Annotated in this window: 15 protein-coding genes and 1 riboswitch; of the genes, 5 read left to right on the top strand and 10 right to left on the bottom strand. The window is 40.0% G+C overall.

Features of this window, described 5'->3' with window-relative positions:
* Positions 1 to 18: 18 nt before the first annotated feature.
* The 8 genes from ung to QL995_RS10505 form a co-directional block, all read right to left on the bottom strand.
* Positions 19 to 681, bottom strand: a complete 663-nt coding sequence (gene ung, locus QL995_RS10540) for a uracil-DNA glycosylase (RefSeq protein WP_290294129.1) — start codon at positions 679 to 681, stop codon at positions 19 to 21.
* Entirely contained in the window at positions 678 to 1,538 is an 861-nt protein-coding gene (locus QL995_RS10535; RefSeq protein WP_290294128.1) for a cobalamin-binding protein, read from the bottom strand. Before QL995_RS10535 ends, ung begins: the two co-directional genes overlap by 4 nt.
* A complete protein-coding gene (gene cobO, locus QL995_RS10530) occupies positions 1,538 to 2,137 on the bottom strand; it encodes a cob(I)yrinic acid a,c-diamide adenosyltransferase (protein ID WP_007376484.1) in 600 nt (199 codons plus the stop codon). The genes QL995_RS10535 and cobO overlap by 1 nt, the downstream gene beginning before the upstream one ends.
* On the bottom strand, positions 2,130 to 3,614 hold the full coding sequence (locus QL995_RS10525; RefSeq protein WP_290294127.1) for a cobyric acid synthase: 1,485 nt from the start codon (positions 3,612 to 3,614) through the stop codon (positions 2,130 to 2,132). The genes cobO and QL995_RS10525 overlap by 8 nt, the downstream gene beginning before the upstream one ends.
* A gap of 4 nt (positions 3,615 to 3,618) precedes the next feature.
* The gene (locus tag QL995_RS10520) at positions 3,619 to 4,623 is read right to left on the bottom strand and encodes an iron ABC transporter permease (RefSeq protein WP_290294126.1); all 1,005 of its coding nucleotides are present in this window, start codon (positions 4,621 to 4,623) and stop codon (positions 3,619 to 3,621) included.
* Between the two features lies 1 nt (position 4,624).
* Positions 4,625 to 5,437 carry an ABC transporter ATP-binding protein gene (locus tag QL995_RS10515; protein WP_290294125.1) on the bottom strand — a complete coding sequence of 271 codons (813 nt, stop codon included), beginning with the start codon at positions 5,435 to 5,437 and terminating at the stop codon, positions 4,625 to 4,627.
* 512 nt (positions 5,438 to 5,949) lie between these two features.
* Positions 5,950 to 6,084, bottom strand: a riboswitch (cobalamin riboswitch).
* A gap of 61 nt (positions 6,085 to 6,145) precedes the next feature.
* Positions 6,146 to 7,078 (bottom strand): porin, encoded by a 933-nt coding sequence (locus QL995_RS10510; RefSeq protein WP_290294124.1) that lies wholly within the window; start codon positions 7,076 to 7,078, stop codon positions 6,146 to 6,148.
* A 166-nt stretch (positions 7,079 to 7,244) separates the two neighbouring features.
* Positions 7,245 to 8,117: a LysR family transcriptional regulator gene (locus tag QL995_RS10505; RefSeq protein ID WP_007583736.1), complete on the bottom strand. Its 873-nt coding sequence runs from the start codon at positions 8,115 to 8,117 to the stop codon at positions 7,245 to 7,247.
* A 91-nt stretch (positions 8,118 to 8,208) separates the two neighbouring features.
* Here QL995_RS10505 and QL995_RS10500 point away from each other — a divergent pair, with 91 nt between their 5' ends.
* Positions 8,209 to 8,583: a DUF413 domain-containing protein gene (locus tag QL995_RS10500; protein WP_007583734.1), complete on the top strand. Its 375-nt coding sequence runs from the start codon at positions 8,209 to 8,211 to the stop codon at positions 8,581 to 8,583.
* Between the two features lie 86 nt (positions 8,584 to 8,669).
* The gene (locus tag QL995_RS10495) at positions 8,670 to 9,905 is read left to right on the top strand and encodes a response regulator (protein WP_197141975.1); all 1,236 of its coding nucleotides are present in this window, start codon (positions 8,670 to 8,672) and stop codon (positions 9,903 to 9,905) included.
* Positions 9,906 to 9,922: 17 nt separating this feature from the next.
* On the opposite strand, the gene rarD is transcribed toward QL995_RS10495, so the two are convergent.
* Complete coding sequence (gene rarD, locus QL995_RS10490; protein ID WP_007583730.1) at positions 9,923 to 10,840, bottom strand: EamA family transporter RarD; 918 nt, start codon at positions 10,838 to 10,840, stop codon at positions 9,923 to 9,925.
* A 51-nt stretch (positions 10,841 to 10,891) separates the two neighbouring features.
* A complete protein-coding gene (locus QL995_RS10485; protein WP_007583728.1) occupies positions 10,892 to 11,347 on the bottom strand; it encodes a thioesterase family protein in 456 nt (151 codons plus the stop codon).
* A gap of 385 nt (positions 11,348 to 11,732) precedes the next feature.
* Here QL995_RS10485 and recQ point away from each other — a divergent pair, with 385 nt between their 5' ends.
* From recQ to QL995_RS10470, 3 genes are all read left to right on the top strand, one after another.
* Entirely contained in the window at positions 11,733 to 13,556 is a 1,824-nt protein-coding gene (gene recQ, locus QL995_RS10480) for a DNA helicase RecQ (protein WP_010553279.1), read from the top strand.
* 7 nt (positions 13,557 to 13,563) lie between these two features.
* Positions 13,564 to 13,848, top strand: coding sequence for a DUF3630 family protein (locus QL995_RS10475; RefSeq protein WP_007583724.1), 285 nt, complete (start codon positions 13,564 to 13,566; stop codon positions 13,846 to 13,848).
* Between the two features lie 171 nt (positions 13,849 to 14,019).
* Positions 14,020 to 15,729, top strand: a complete 1,710-nt coding sequence (locus QL995_RS10470) for a BamA/TamA family outer membrane protein (RefSeq protein ID WP_165735505.1) — start codon at positions 14,020 to 14,022, stop codon at positions 15,727 to 15,729.
* The last annotated feature ends 29 nt before the right edge of the window (positions 15,730 to 15,758 follow it).

Below are 15,758 nucleotides of genomic sequence, written 5' to 3'. Positions count from 1 at the left end.
ATTCGGAGCCCAGGTTATTTACACCTGCCAGTTAATCGGTTTTTCATCTTGGCCTTGTAATAGCTCATTCGTTTTTGAAAAATGCTGACAGCCAAAAAAGCCTCTATGCGCCGAAAGCGGTGATGGATGCGGCCCTTTTAAAACATGATGGCGAGCGCTATCTATGCCTTTACCTTTTTTTTGTGCATGTGCACCCCATAAAATAAATACCACACCTTCGCAGTGTTTATTAATATGCGCTATTACATTATCGGTAAATTGCTCCCACCCTAAATGCTTATGAGAATGCGCTTGCCCTTGCTCAACGGTCAATACTGTATTGAGTAAAAACACGCCCTGATCTGCCCAGCTTTGCAGGTACCCATGTTCAGGAACAGCAAAACCGCTGATATCGGTAGCTAACTCTTTGTACATATTTTTAAGCGACGGCGGCAGCTTTTTTACATCAGGCAATACCGAAAAACACAAGCCATGCGCTTGCCCTTCTCCGTGGTATGGGTCTTGTCCTAAAATTACAACGCGGATGTCATTTAGTGCTGTGGCATCAAAAGCACTAAATACTTGAGGTTCAGGCGGATAAACAGCAACACCTTCATTGCTTCGATTAGCCACATACTCTAACGTTTCCTGCATGTAAGGTTGCTGTAATTCACTTTCTAAAAATGTAGCCCAATCGCTCATTGTGTACTCTTAATCTGTTTACGTGATGCGTCTATTTTATCACACATATCCGCGAGTCCATCTAGCATGCGCGGAGTAAAACGATGTAATAAATCGGCATTTACGCTAATAAATTGATCATTTTTAACTGCTGGCACTTCTGGCCACTTTTGCCAATTAACAACCGGCTGTGGCGTTTTTGATTTTTCATCAGGGATAATAATAACTTGTGGCTTAGTAACAATGACATTTTCGATACTAATTTGCGGGTAATCTGTAACGCTCTGTGCAAATACATTACTTACATGGCATGTTTCAATCAGTTGGCTTATCCATGTATTTTTACTTACTGTCATCATGGGCTCAGCCCATAACTGATAAAACCCGGTAATATTTTTTTTATCTTGCTGGCTTTTAACAATACCATTTAGCTTATGTTTAAATGCATTTGCCGCTTGCTGGCTTTGCTTAATATTCCCTGTAAATTCACCAAAAGTAAGTAATTCATCGGCCACACCAGCGATTGTGGTCGGGTTACTTAAATATACTTTTATGCCCAGGCGCTCTATTTGGGCTAAATCTTCGCTTTGATTTCCGCTTTTCCACGCAATGACTAAATCAGGTTTAAGCGCCAATACTTTTTCAAGCGAGATACCGTAATAACCGCCTATGCGCTCAATACCTTGGGCCTCAGCAGGATAGTCGGCGTAATCAACCGTGCCCACAATATTATCGCCCGCCCCTATGGTAAATAGGTTTTCGACTATATGTGGTGCAAGCGCGATTATTCGCAGTTTTTTAGAATCATTAACCTGCTCTGCAAGTGCACTGCCCGATACACTAAAAAGCAGTAGCCCAATAAAAAACGCTTTAAACATTAGTAATCAAACCCTTCAAGCGCTTTTATGCCTGAATCGAATGCGTGTTTTACATTACGCACTTCACTTACAGTGTCGGCAAGGTCTGTTAAAGTACGGTGTGCTGCACGTCCTGTAATAATAACTGACTGCATGGGCGGACGGTTATTAAGTGCTGTTACTACTTCATCCAAATCAACGTAGCCGTAGGTCACCATATACGTAAGCTCATCGAGTAATACTAAATCAATACTGCTATCAGCAAGCATGCGTTTTGACTCTTGCCATGTTGCTTGGGCGGCCGCTGTATCGGCTTCTTTATTTTGCGTATCCCAGGTAAAACCGGTGTTCATTACAACAAACTCAACGCCTGCACCTTGTAATAAATTACGCTCGCCACATTCCCACGTGCCTTTAATATATTGGCAAACGGCTGCTTTTTTACCATGCCCTACGCAGCGTGCTACAACGCCAAAACCCGAGGTTGATTTACCTTTACCGTTACCGGTAATTACCTGAAAAATACCTTTTACATCTTGTGCTGCAGCAACACGTGCATCCACTTGTTCTTTTACTTTTTGTTGGCGCTGCTTGTGCTTATCGTTGTTTTGTTCAGTCATTATTGTGCCCTTCATAAATCGAGATAATTTGCTGTATGTTTAAATGCGTTTCGCACATGGTTGCTAATCGTTCTAACTGCTGCTCGCGATGAGTGGCAATACTAATTGGGTTAATTGAGGCGCTTGGTTTTACCCATTTTAAAATTTGCGATGTAGCATCGGCTTCATCAAATAAACCATGTAAATAGGTGCCCGCAATGGCGTTATCATCGCTAATAAAGCCATCAAACGTAAAACCATGTGGATGGCTTTCATCAAAGGTTAAAAATGGCTTATTAAGCGCTGTACCTTGGCTAATTCCTGCATGTATTTCGTAATCACTACAGGGTGTTTGTTGGTTATTTAAAAGTAGTGTAGCGGTTATTTTGGTTAATACTTTTTGTGCTGTTAGCGTGGTTTCAAAATCGCACAAAGCAAGCCCATTTACTTGCTTTAATGACGATTCAATACCATCGGGATCATTGATTGTATTGCCCAGCATTTGCATGCCGCCACAAATACCAAGTACTTTGCCACCATAGCGTAAGTGGCGTTTAATTTGAGTGTCCCAGCCTTCATTTTTCAAAAAGTTTAAATCGCCCAGCACATTTTTACTACCTGGAAGAATTATCAGATCAACGTCTGGGATCGTTTGCGTATGGCGCACGTAATTTATATTAATGTTTGGGTGCAAACGCAGTGCATCAAAATCGGTGTGGTTACTAATGTGGGGAACAAGTAGCACTGCAATATTAATTGTGGCGTTGGTTACGTTATTATCAATTGCGACGGCGTCTTCGGCATCAAGCGCAAGATCGTGCAAATAAGGTAATACGCCAAGCACGGGTTTGTTTGTGTATTCTTCAAGCCAATCTAGCCCGCCTTGCAGCAAACCTATATCGCCTCTAAAGCGGTTTATAACAAAGCCTTTTACGCGCGCCTGTTCTGACTCGCTTAACAACGCAAGCGTACCTACCAAATGTGCAAACACACCACCTTTATCAATATCGGCAATAATAATGACAGGGCAATCTACCTCTTCGGCGTAACCCATATTGGCAATATCGTTTTCACGCAGGTTTATTTCAGCAGGGCTCCCCGCCCCTTCAACAAGGAGTAAATCAAAACGTTTAGCTAAGCGGTTATGTGAGGTAATTACTGCATCCATCGCCACTTTTTTATAGTCGTGATATTTGCCCGCTTCCATATTGCTAATGGCTTTTCCGTGAATAATCACTTGTGCGCCCGTATCGCTATTAGGTTTAAGTAAAATAGGATTAAAGTCTATTTCGGGCTCTACTTTAGCCGCTATTGCTTGCAAAGCTTGCGCACGACCAATTTCGCCACCATCTTTTGTTACTGCGCTATTAAGTGCCATATTTTGTGGTTTAAAAGGCGCAACCTTTAACCCTCGCTTAGCAAATACCCTGCAAAGGGCTGCAACTAGGGTACTTTTACCAGCGTCGGAAGTAGTGCCTTGCACCATTAAGGTTTTCATGGAATTACACCCTTCGCTTTCTAAAAAACAATAAACTTAAAAAGAACACACTACCAATAGCAGCAGTAATAACGCCTACGGGCAGCTCTTGGTTTTTTAGCAAGGAGCGCGAAAGTACATCAACCCACACCATAAATGTACCGCCCACCAAGCTGGTTACCAGTAAGCCAGCGATGGTGCCTTGGGAGATAAAAAAGCGCACAATGTGCGGTACCATTAATCCTACAAACCCAATACCACCACACATAGCCACCAGCACAGCGGTAATTAATGAGCTCAAAACCAGCATAAGTATTCTAAAGCGCTGAACTCTCACACCTAATGTAATTGCGCTTTCATCGCCCAGTAACATAGCATTGAGCTGCCTTCTAAAGCTCAGCATTACAAACGTACACAATGTAATTACCAATAAAGGTAACCAAAGCGTAGCCCACTGCGCACGAGCAAAGCTGCCCAGTGTCCAAAATAAAATAGCAGCTACCGCCTGAGGATCGCTCCAATAAAGCAACAAACTGGTAAATGCACTAAATAAAAACGACAGAGCAACACCAGCTAATAACATTGATTCTACCTGTGCACTTTGCTGCCTACCTGCAATAAGTATTAATAAACTCATAGCGAGTAAGCTGCCCAGCAGTGCTGCTGCCGATAACATAAAGCCTGCGCTAATGCCTGCTAATGCCATAAGTAACACCACACCAAATGAGGCACCCGACGATATACCAAATAAGTAAGGATCGGCTAAAGGGTTGCGCGTTACCGTTTGTAAAATAAGCCCCGCAATTGCTAAGCCAGAGCCTGCTAAAAAGGCGAGTAATGTGCGTGGCATTCTTAGCTCGTAAATAATACGCGTATTAAAAGACGCATCATTTGAGAGCAAAAAACTATTAAGTACGTCTTGAAGTGAGGTCTCTGCTGCGCCAAAACTAAGTGCTGCAAATAAGCTAAATAAAGCAGCTACAACACTTATAAATAGCGCAAATGAGTGGAGATTATTAACTGCGCTCATATTATTTGTAACCATAAAAGTAAGTGATATGAGGGATGCTATTTCCCGACTTCGATATTTGCGGGTGGTCATTTACTTGGGCGCAGACACCAAAAACGTCGCCTAACATGTTTTCGGTTAATACTATCCTTGGCGTACCTGTATGTGTAATTTCACCGTTTTTAATAACCACTAGTTCATCGCACATTGCAGAGGCTAAGTTTAAATCATGAAACGATGCAAATACCGTTACACCCAACGATTTAGCAAGCTCCATAACCTGTATTTGGTATTTAACATCTAAATGGCTAGTTGGCTCATCCATTATTAACAGTTGAGGTTGCTGGACTATGGCGCGGGCTATCAAGGCACGTTGCTTTTCACCGCCTGAGAGCGACTCAAAGCTTTGATCACTATGTTCTGCCAACCCTACAGTGTTGATAGCTTGGGTAATTTTTTGTTTATCAATGCTAGTTACCGAGCTAAATAGCGATTTATGAGGCGTTAGCCCAAGCGCAATAACATCAAATACGCTTAAGTTAAATTGCGAGGGGGTTTCTTGTAAAACAACCGCTACTTTTTTTGCGTACTCATCGCTTTTTAGCTGCCAAATATCGGTGTTGTTAAACTCTACAACGCCATCACTGGGTTTATTAAAACGATATAAACAACGCAATAAGCTCGATTTACCTGCGCCATTAGGTCCAATTAAACCAACAAATTTACCTGTGGTTATTTTAAGGTTTATTTTTTTGAGGATCGTTTTATTGCCAATACCCCATGATACGTTTTTAACGTTTAGTAATGGTTTATTTAATGGCGTTTGAGTGTGCAATAGTCAGTCCTAGGCTAGGGTCTGTTGATCTTTCAAGGTTAAATTTGCAACAGTCTGTTTGGTATTTAGGCAAGGCAGAGCCTATGTAGTGTGGTTATTCCCCATAAATGGGCGATAACGTAGCATTAATGCCAAACAGGCGCTGCCCAAAGGGTTCTTCCTAGGGGCTATTTACTCTTTGTTGCTCGGTTTTTACTTAGCCCACTAGGTTACAAACCTCGCGCCGCGATTAAATAGCCCCTAGTTTGAACAAATTTTAATCCGCAAAGATCAGCAGACCCTAGGTTAAACTCACTAAAAATGCGATAAAAATACTAATGCACTACAAGAAAAAATGAGTAAACCCGCTCGTTAAAAGAATTCATACCAATTGCATTAAATTAGTGATTTATTATAGCGACAAATAAATAGCTTAATAACAAGGCGGAAATTATGACATATAGTTGTTCTATATGAATAATTTTTAACGAAGTTAGTAAGTTATTTAATTCGCTAGAAAGATCATGTTTTTAATAAAATTGGTATTATACCATTTGTATCTGACTTAAAGCTTTGCGCTAATTACAGTTGCGGGAACAGTCGAGGACTCGCACCTCATTCCAAATGAAGCTCTATTATGGGCGGCTAAGTAAATAATTTAAAGCAAAAAAAACCGCACTCAAAAGAGCGCGGTTAAAAAGGGAGTGTTTTAACTAATTTAGCGAATAGTTAAAACTTGTATTCCATACCTAAGCCTACGTAGTCTTGGTCAACGTTGTTGTCCATATCGAAGCTTGAATAAAAGCCAAATACTTTAATGTTTTTATTTAATTTGTGATCAAGACCAACTGAAATTGCTGACTTATCGTCGCTGTCGTCAAAGTCCATATCTTGGTATTGCACTTTAAATGTGTTGTTACCCATGCTGTAAGCAGCATTTAGCAAGTAACCATCCGCTTCTGCGCTGCCATCTACTGCTTCTTGTGTTTGGTACATTGCGCCCAATTTAAAGTTTTCGATTTTACCTTGGATTGATGCACGTACTACGTCGTAGCCATTTACTTCACTATCGGCTGCAATAGAGGCGTATACCGCGCTCTTTTTAAGTGCCACGTCACCGTATGTCACCGCCATTGAATAACCGTTATCAGCGTCTACATCATCTTCAGCTACAAAAGTAGCAAGTACCTTAAAGCCTTCGTATGAGTTTGATGAGTAGCTAACTGTGTTTCCTAAGCGGTTTTCACCTTTAAATACATTTTTAATATCGCCTTCAAGGTCGTTAAATAAATCTAACTTACCTTGAGATTGCTTAAGCGCAGTATCGTTACGACCAATTACAACCTGACCAAACGCACCTTTTAAACCAACGTATTGGTTACGCGCAGAAATATTGTCGTCGTTATCGCCTTTTGAATCAGCATCAGACACATCAACTTGAAACTCAAACTTATAAACGGCTTCTAAACTATCATTTATTTTTTCAAAACCTTTAACACCAAGACGAGATGCATTGCTTTTTATCTCGGTAAAAGACCCTTCGCCATCATCAGATGATTGCACTGTTACATTCGCTTTACCGTAAATGTCTACGTCGGCAAGTGCATTAAAAGATAAACCACTTAATAGTGCTAAGCATAAGCTCGATTTTACAAATTTCATGTTATTTCCTTGGATAATCACAAAAGACTAATTTTCAAAACTGCTGCATTTTGTCACCGCTAAATGACAGTAATATTACAACGGAAATATTAATGTCTTTTTTTGTTAATAAAAATGCATTAAATGTGAAATCAAAATAACATGAAAGCCTAGTAAATGGTCGTACTTACTTATCTTGCTTTAATGACAAGCTTGGCGTCATTTGCGAAAGTAAATTAACTAAGGTTTCTATTAGCTCTTTTTGCTCGTTGTCTCTGTGATACGCAATAAATACGTCTCTTGAGGTGTTTTCTACCCCTTTAACATGAAACAACTCACCTTTTTCTAAATGCCCTTCAACCAATACTTGAGGTATAAATGCACTACCACCACATTGCAGTATTAAATCAAGTGCAATACGCCCCGTGCTGGTTCTAAAGTAAGGGGGTGTTTTTCCTGTAAACTGACGCGCATGCCAAAGAGAAAAAGTAGTTCCCCAATCAACATACACATATTGATTATCAAAAAAGTTTTCGTTCGTTGCGGTGTCGTATCCGCTTACTGGAATGATTGGCAACTCACAAATTCGCTCTACCACTAATTCATCTACTTTTGGTGGATCAAATAATATTGCCAAATCGAGAGTACGCTCTAATAAAAGTCGAGTGCTCTCTTGTTGTGCTTTAACTTCTGCAACCAACGACACGCCCGGCATCGCCGATACAATATTTGTTATACCAAACTGTAAAAAAGCATCCCAAATATTAGGCGTTCCTGCTAAGCTAATTTGCTTATGCATATTGTCGGCAAGTGCAACATCGACTTTGGCCCGCTGCATGCCCGTAATAATCATTTGTGCGTGCGGTAATAAGCGCTCGCCAGGTGCTGTAAGTTGAATATTATTACGCTGGCGAATAAACAAATTAACACCAAGCCCTTGCTCTAATTGGCGAATTCTAAAGCTCACTGCAGACTGCGTAATATAAAGGTTTTCTGCCGCTTTACCAAAGTGACGCGTACGCACTACTTCAACAAATGTTTTTAATAAATCGATATCCAATTTTTTATCCTCACGATAAAAATAATTTGTTTAATAAATTGCCAAACTTGCATCATACTCCAGCTAATTAATAGGGTATGAGGATAAAGCTATGAGCAATAACATTTCATTACTACGCCAAGCATTTGTTAGCCAACGTCAATTTTATGATGATCAGAATTTTCCACGTGGTTTTAGCCGCAGCGGAAACTTCACCTTATTAGAAGCCAGTATATTAGAACAACATGGTGTTGTTTTAAGAGGCTTATATAGCAAAACAATTGAGCCGCAAAACGAACATCAAGAACAGTTTGTAGCAGTAGTAACTGGCTCACAAGAACCTACTAACCCAATCGAACGTGCTTGGGTAAAATACTTAAAGCTAACGACCTGCAAAACTAAGTTTCATACTTTATTTGGCCGCTCAAAAATGTCAGGACCGGCACCGATTAGCCAAGAGTATTATTCAGAAGCGGATAATCTGTAAGTACTTAAGTTATTTGCTTTTTTGCGTTTTAACAGTTACAACTTGTATAAGCAAATATTTTTGCAAAATATAAACAGGGTTGTTCCGTGACGCGAAAAATACTAATAGTTGAAGATACACCTGCAATGGCGCGAGTGCAAAAGCACATCGCGCTTAAAGCAGGCTATGAAGTTGATATAGCAGAGTCATTAGCACAAACAAAAGAGCTTATAAGTAAAAATAGCTACTTTTGCGCTGTAGTTGACTTTATATTACCTGATGCCCCATCAGGTGAAGCAGTACCCTGCACTGTTAATGCTGATATCCCAACTATTGTAATGACGGGTAATATTGATAAAAAAACCCGCGACACCGTCGAAAAATACCCAATCATCGATTACATCATTAAAGAAAACAAACAAGCTTACCAATACCTAGAAAAACAATTACACCGCTTACCTCGCAATGAAAATGTAAAAGTACTCGTTGTTGATGATTCTAAATCGACTCGCCGATACATTTGCAGCTTGTTAGTTCGTCACAAATATCAAATTATTGAAGCACAAGACGGTGAAGAAGCATTAAAAATGCTCGAAAATTCACCCGACATTTCAGTCATCATTACTGATAACGAAATGCCAAACATGAATGGTGATGAGTTATGTAGCGAAATTCGCCGCTTATATAGCAACGACGAAAAAGCCATTATTGGTATTTCGGGCTCTGACTCTTTAGGGCTTTCTAGTTTATTTTTAAAAAATGGCGCAAACGATTATTTACATAAACCTTTTAATAGTGAAGAGTTTTACTGCAGGCTTAGCCAAAACGTCGATATGCTAGAGCAAATAGCCACAATTAAACGCCAAGCCAACACCGATTACCTAACTAATCTACCTAATCGTCGTTACTTTTTTGAAGAAACAAGCAAATCACTTAAAAATATTAAAAATAAGCAAGGTTCAGGAGCGCTAGCCATGCTTGATATTGACCATTTTAAAGTAATTAATGACACTCACGGACATGATGTAGGCGACGAAGTATTAAAAGGGCTCTCCATTTGCTTTAGTAAATATTTTAAAAAGTATTTAGTGGCCCGCTTAGGTGGTGAAGAGTTTGCCGTTTACTTTGCAAATGCGGATAAACAAGAAGCACTAAAAAGACTTGAAGGTTTTAGGTACTTTATAGAGGCGAACAGCCAAGAGTTTAGTAAAGAAAAAATCAAATTTACTATATCTATTGGTTTTGCAGATGGGCCTGTTTATCAAATTGATGAATTATTAAAACAGGCCGATTTAAAGCTTTACGACGCTAAAGAATCTGGTCGTAATAAAGTAGTTAGCTAACAGCTCTATTAGGTTAATTATACTTCTGCGGCTGTAATAGCCGCTTTTTTACGTTTGCGTGATTGATTGTAAGAGTCCCAACTAAAAATAGCTAGCGCACTCCAAATACATGCAAACGTTACTAATCTCTCAGCGTCAAACACTTCACCGTAAAACACCACTGCCAATATAAACATTAGGCTTGGCCCAATATACTGAAAAAAGCCTAATGTAGTGTATTGCAAACGCTTAGCGGCGCCGGTAAAACACAGCAATGGTAATGTAGTTACAATACCTGCACTAATCAGTAATGCATTAGTATGCCAATCGTTAGCTGGCAGGCTTGATGTTGTTGTAGGCACCATTAACCACCAATAAATGAGTGCAACAGGCAGTAATATAAGTGCTTCGAGTAAAATGCCAGGCAAGGCTTCAACGGGTAGTTTTTTACGTAACAAACCATAAAGCGCAAACGATATAGCTAATGAAAATGCCACTACCGGAAACGAGCCAAAACTAATTAGCTGCAGCACAACACCGGTAAAGGCCAGTGCCACTGCTACACCTTGAAACTTACGCAGGCGTTCACCTAAAAAGAGCATACCCAGTAATACATTTAAAAGAGGGTTTATGTAATAGCCCAAACTCGCATCAAGCATATGGTTATTATTTATAGCCCATATAAATAAACCCCAGTTAAACCCTAGTAATGTTGAGGTAATAACAAGCATAAGCAAAAGCTTAGGCTGAACAATAATGCGTTTAATTTTACCCCAATACTTTAAAACACTTACTACTAATACTAAAAATACAACCGACCAAACAACCCGATGCATTAAAATTTCAAAGGCAGAAACATGCTGAATTAACTTAAAATATATTGGCGCAAGGCCCCACATAAAAAAAGCAAGACAAGCAAAAATAGCACCTTTACGCTGCTCAGTATCAATCGACATAATAAACACTTAGTGATTTAAAAGGCCGCTAGTTTACTTCCCATACACGTTTTATCCAACTAAATACGTGCCTGTCCCAAAAGCAATTTGAACAGACTGTTCGTTATGTAATTCCATTCGACAAACACACACTTTATTACCTGAGCGAATAAGTGTGGCACTCGCTGTAAAGCTCTCTCCTTTACCAGGGCGCAAATAATCAGTGCGCAAGTCGATAGTCCCAAGCGTGGCTAATTTTGTTTGCACACTTCCTATATCTAAATCGGTGAGCTTATCAATCACGCTTGCTGCAGCGAGCATACCGCCTACATTATCAAGTACGGCTGAAATAACACCACCGTGCAGTATTTTTTGCGCAGGGTTACCAATGAGTACATCCTGCCACGGAAACGTAATTTTGGCCTGTTCAGGGCTCAACGACTCAACCGATATTTGTAAAAACTGGTTAAATGGCATGCCATTTACAAATAATGCGCCCACTTGTTCAATTAACATTTCTTTATTCATTATTATTCTCTATGTTTAAACTGGTACGATGAGTAAAGCATAACTTAAGCAAAACTACGAGGTTCTAGTTAAATCATTTACTTAGCAACCTAACTTTAAGAAAGCAGATCTATCTTAATAAGCGGTTTCAACACTACCAGAGTTTAATTTACTTACAATAGAGTTGAGGTTAATACCAATTAGCTTAATTAAGTGATCTATCTGGAGGTAAGAAAATAGTGTCTATAACAAGGCAAAAAACTCGTTATTTAGTTGTTCTATATCAGAAATTTTTAACGCAGCTAGCGTCAGATTTAACCCCTCAAATTGATTAAGTAGTATTGCGGATTGGTATAAGTAACTCAGCTAAAGACATCTCACTAAAAAACCACTAAAATACCCGCCAATGAATACATCAACACCACCTTCTAGCACCCTTGTGCGTAAACCCGAAACTGTCCTCAAACAAGTGTTTGGCTACAGTGAATTTCGCGACGGCCAAAAAACAGTTATTGATGCTGCTATTAACGGCCAAGACTCGCTTGTATTGCTCCCTACTGGCGGCGGGAAATCGGTTTGCTATCAAATACCCGCTTTAGTGCTCGAAGGCGTAACTATTGTCATATCTCCGCTCATATCGCTAATGCAAGATCAGGTAAGTCAACTTCAAGCACTTGGGGTAAAAGCCGCTTACGTAAATAACAGCTTAGCGCGAGAAGAGCAGCAATTGGTGTATCAACAGCTTCATCAGGGGCAAATTAAGCTTTTATATGTGGCACCTGAAAAAGTATTACAACGCGAATTTTTAGAGCGTTTATCGCATTTAAATGTAAGCTTATTTGCCATTGACGAAGCGCATTGTGTGTCGCATTGGGGCCACGATTTTAGGCCTCATTACTTTCGCTTAAACGAATTAAAGCAACGTTTTGCACATGTACCCATGATGGCGCTCACTGCAACTGCCGATAAAGCCACCCGTTTTGATATAGTTGAGCAACTAAAACTACAACAGCCTTATATTCATACTGGCAGCTTTGATCGCCCCAATATTCGCTACACCATAGAAGAAAAATTTAAACCTATGGTGCAACTGCTTCGCTACTTAAAAGAGCAAAAAAGCCAAAGCGGTATTATTTATTGCACCAGCCGTAAACGCGTAGACGACATTGCTGAAAAAATTGCAGATGCAGGGCTAAACGCTGCCGCTTACCATGCAGGTATGAGTAACGAGCAACGACAATTTGTACAAACTGGTTTTGCACGTGACGATATACAAATAGTGGTCGCAACCGTTGCCTTTGGTATGGGTATAAACAAGCCTAACGTGCGTTTTGTACTGCATTACGATATTCCAAAAAGTATAGAGTCGTACTATCAAGAAACGGGGCGTGCTGGGCGAGATGGACTTGCCGCAGAAGCCATAATGTATTTTGACCCAGCTGATATTGGCCGTGTAAGACGCTTTTTTGAAGACATAGACGACGAGCAACGCCGCCGTGTAGAAGAACAACGCTTTAACGCAATGGCAAGCTTTGCAGAAGCACAAACGTGTCGCCGCCAAATATTGCTTAACTATTTTAGTGAGTATCAGCGCGAACCTTGTGGTAACTGCGATATTTGTCTAAATCCACCTAAAAGCTTTGACGGTACATTGGTTGCCCAACAAGCGCTTTCTTGTGTGTATAGAGCTGACCAGCGCTTTGGTCTTGGGTACATTGTTGAATTACTACGTGGTGCAAATACTAGCCGCATACGCGATAACAATCATCATGAGCTAAGCACTTACGGCATAGGTAAAGATAAAAGCAGTGAATTTTGGCTTAGTATTTTACGCCAACTTATTCACCAAGGCTTACTTAGCCAAGATATAACGCAAGGTGCGTCACTTAGGTTAACCGAAGCCGCGCGTGCAATTTTAAAAGGTGAGTACGCACTGCAATTAGCCGAGCCACGCCTGCAAGCCAAACACGTTTATCAAGATAAATTAGCACAATTTAATTACGACAAAAAACTGTTTGCTCGCCTGCGCGCACTACGTAAAGAACTTGCTGATGCCGATGATGTACCACCTTATGTGGTATTTAATGATAAAACGCTAGCCGAAATGGCGCAGCTTATGCCAACAAACGACAGTGAATTTTTAAAAGTGTCGGGTGTGGGTTTTACTAAGTTAAATAAGTACGGCGGCGAATTTTTAACTGCAATTCGCAATTACCTAGCTACAAATTAAGAATGTTATGACCCAAATAGAATATGACCACGCCCATAAATACATTTTAATTACACCAGTCGAGCCTCCACACGATGAAGACTTTGAACTGTGGAGCACACTCTTTTTACACTCAGACGATGTAACACTCAATGAGTATTCTGCAGGCGCCGATCGCCATCAAGTCCGCTTTACCTATAATCAGCAGACCTTTAATTTAAACTATGAGCATTACAGCCAAAGTATTTGGATTAATGCCGAAGGCCATGAAGCTGAGCACTTATTAGCCGCTTTAGCATTTTATTTAAGTTAGCTTTTAATACCCCGCCCAGAGGCGGTTCTAAACCAGGTTGGTTATTAACATAAGTGAATATGAGTAACAATTAATTAGTTTCAAAATCCATACCTTTTACTTACATTATAATAACAATGATGTAAGCTGATATTACGATAGTCATTTGCTACGTAGCAGTAAAGAGGTTTAATGGTGAACAAGAAATGGATAGCACAATGTTGTATTAGCTTAACGGTTTTAAGCTTTTATGTGCCTAATGCATTCGCACAACAATCTTCAACGAAAACTGATAACTGCCTTGTAGAACAGACAGATTTAAGCACAAATAAAAACTTACGCCGAGAAGTTCAAGACAAAACAACCCTCACGCACAGTAATAGTAACGCTAAAATAGCCTCAATAAAGCTCAAGCAACTTAATGTATTTAATACTGAGCTTGAAGAGGAAAATAATGCCCTATTCCGATTTGCTAACCGCGCTCATATTCAAACAGAGCCCGATGTCATTAATAACCTTTTATTATTCTCCCCTGGTGACAAGTACGATGCTAAAAAGCTTGCAGAGTCTGAGCGCCTACTTCGTAAAGAAAGCTACTTATATGATGCACAAATTAGTGCAATCGAAAACTGCGACGGTGACGTTAATGTAGAAGTGGTTACCCGTGATTTGTGGACACTTTTACCTGAAGTAAACTTTAGCCGTAGCGGCGGAGAAAATAAATCAAGTATAGGTTTTAGAGAATCAAACCTGCTTGGTTGGGGGAAGCGCCTTTCGTTGTCACGCACGACCGACAGCGATCGTAGCGGTTATTTATTTGTTTACGACGATCCTAATATTTTATCTACTCGCTACCGCGGCCGTTTAGAGTACGCTGATAACAGCGATGGCAAGCGCCATTTACTTGAGCTAACCTATCCATTTTACGCGATAGACACCCCTTTTAGTTACGGTATTTTAAGCTATTCTGAGCAGCGCGAAGAGTCACTATATAAACGCGGCGAAGAGTTTAGCGAATTTGATCAAACTACTGATTTAAACCGTGCATTTATAGGACACTCTAAAGCGCTTAATAATAATTGGACCCAACGCTTAACCTTAGGTTATACCGACGAGCAGCATACCTTTGAAGCTATAGACACTACATTTGCACCACTTGCCGATGACAGAAGTTTAAGTTATCCCTTTATAAGCGGCCATTGGTTTGAAGATAACTACATAAAAGTACGCAATTTTGACAGTATATCTCGCACTGAGGATTTAAACTTAGGTTGGAATATTAAAAGCTTAATTGGCTATTCAGACGAATCATTAAGTAATGACGACAGCCGCGCGGTGTATTCTGTTAACTTTAAAAAAGCCCACTTTACTAACGATAATACCTTATGGCGTTTTAGTGCTGATATTGATGGCTATTGGAATAAAGAACAGAAAAAACTCGAAAACTTTATGGCCACCAGCCAAGTACAATATTATTTAAATACCAGTGAAGACCAATCTTGGTATGTTAAAGCCCGCGTGCAATACGCAAAAAACCTTACTGCTGATCAACAGCTTACTTTAGGCGGCGAAACAGGCCTGCGTGGTTACCCTATGGATTATCAACATGGCGACCGCAGCTTTTTAGTTAATCTAGAAAAGCGCTATTACTGGGAGTACGATTTACTACAACTATTTAAAGTGGGTGGCGCAGCTTTTGTGGATGTGGGCAGAGCATGGTTTAACGATAAAGATAATGGTGAAAACGCACATGTATTAAAAAATATAGGCGTGGGTCTTCGTTTAGCACCGAGTCGTGCAAATTCAGGAACCATGATTCACATTGATATTGCAGCCCCAGTTGATAGCTACGATGACGTAGACTCAGTACAGTGGTTAGTGAGCGTTAAAAATACTTTTTAAATAATACAAACGCGTTAAACTAATACCAA

The sequence above is a fragment of the Pseudoalteromonas sp. APC 3358 genome (genome assembly GCF_030408075.1).
Classification (GTDB): Bacteria; Pseudomonadota; Gammaproteobacteria; order Enterobacterales; family Alteromonadaceae; genus Pseudoalteromonas; species Pseudoalteromonas arctica.
Note: the sequence above shows the minus strand (reverse complement) of the source record. Positions and strands in the feature narration are given on the sequence as shown.

Coding starts and splice junctions, on each gene's coding strand:
- QL995_RS10470 (WP_165735505.1), top strand. CDS start 14,020: ATGGTGAACAAGAAATGGATAGCACAATGTTGTATTAGCTTAACGGTT.
- QL995_RS10475 (WP_007583724.1), top strand. CDS start 13,564: ATGACCCAAATAGAATATGACCACGCCCATAAATACATTTTAATTACA.
- recQ (WP_010553279.1), top strand. CDS start 11,733: ATGAATACATCAACACCACCTTCTAGCACCCTTGTGCGTAAACCCGAA.
- QL995_RS10500 (WP_007583734.1), top strand. CDS start 8,209: ATGAGCAATAACATTTCATTACTACGCCAAGCATTTGTTAGCCAACGT.
- cobO (WP_007376484.1), bottom strand. CDS start 2,137: ATGACTGAACAAAACAACGATAAGCACAAGCAGCGCCAACAAAAAGTA.
- QL995_RS10525 (WP_290294127.1), bottom strand. CDS start 3,614: ATGAAAACCTTAATGGTGCAAGGCACTACTTCCGACGCTGGTAAAAGT.
- ung (WP_290294129.1), bottom strand. CDS start 681: ATGAGCGATTGGGCTACATTTTTAGAAAGTGAATTACAGCAACCTTAC.
- rarD (WP_007583730.1), bottom strand. CDS start 10,840: ATGTCGATTGATACTGAGCAGCGTAAAGGTGCTATTTTTGCTTGTCTT.
- QL995_RS10510 (WP_290294124.1), bottom strand. CDS start 7,078: ATGAAATTTGTAAAATCGAGCTTATGCTTAGCACTATTAAGTGGTTTA.
- QL995_RS10485 (WP_007583728.1), bottom strand. CDS start 11,347: ATGAATAAAGAAATGTTAATTGAACAAGTGGGCGCATTATTTGTAAAT.
- QL995_RS10520 (WP_290294126.1), bottom strand. CDS start 4,623: ATGAGCGCAGTTAATAATCTCCACTCATTTGCGCTATTTATAAGTGTT.
- QL995_RS10535 (WP_290294128.1), bottom strand. CDS start 1,538: ATGTTTAAAGCGTTTTTTATTGGGCTACTGCTTTTTAGTGTATCGGGC.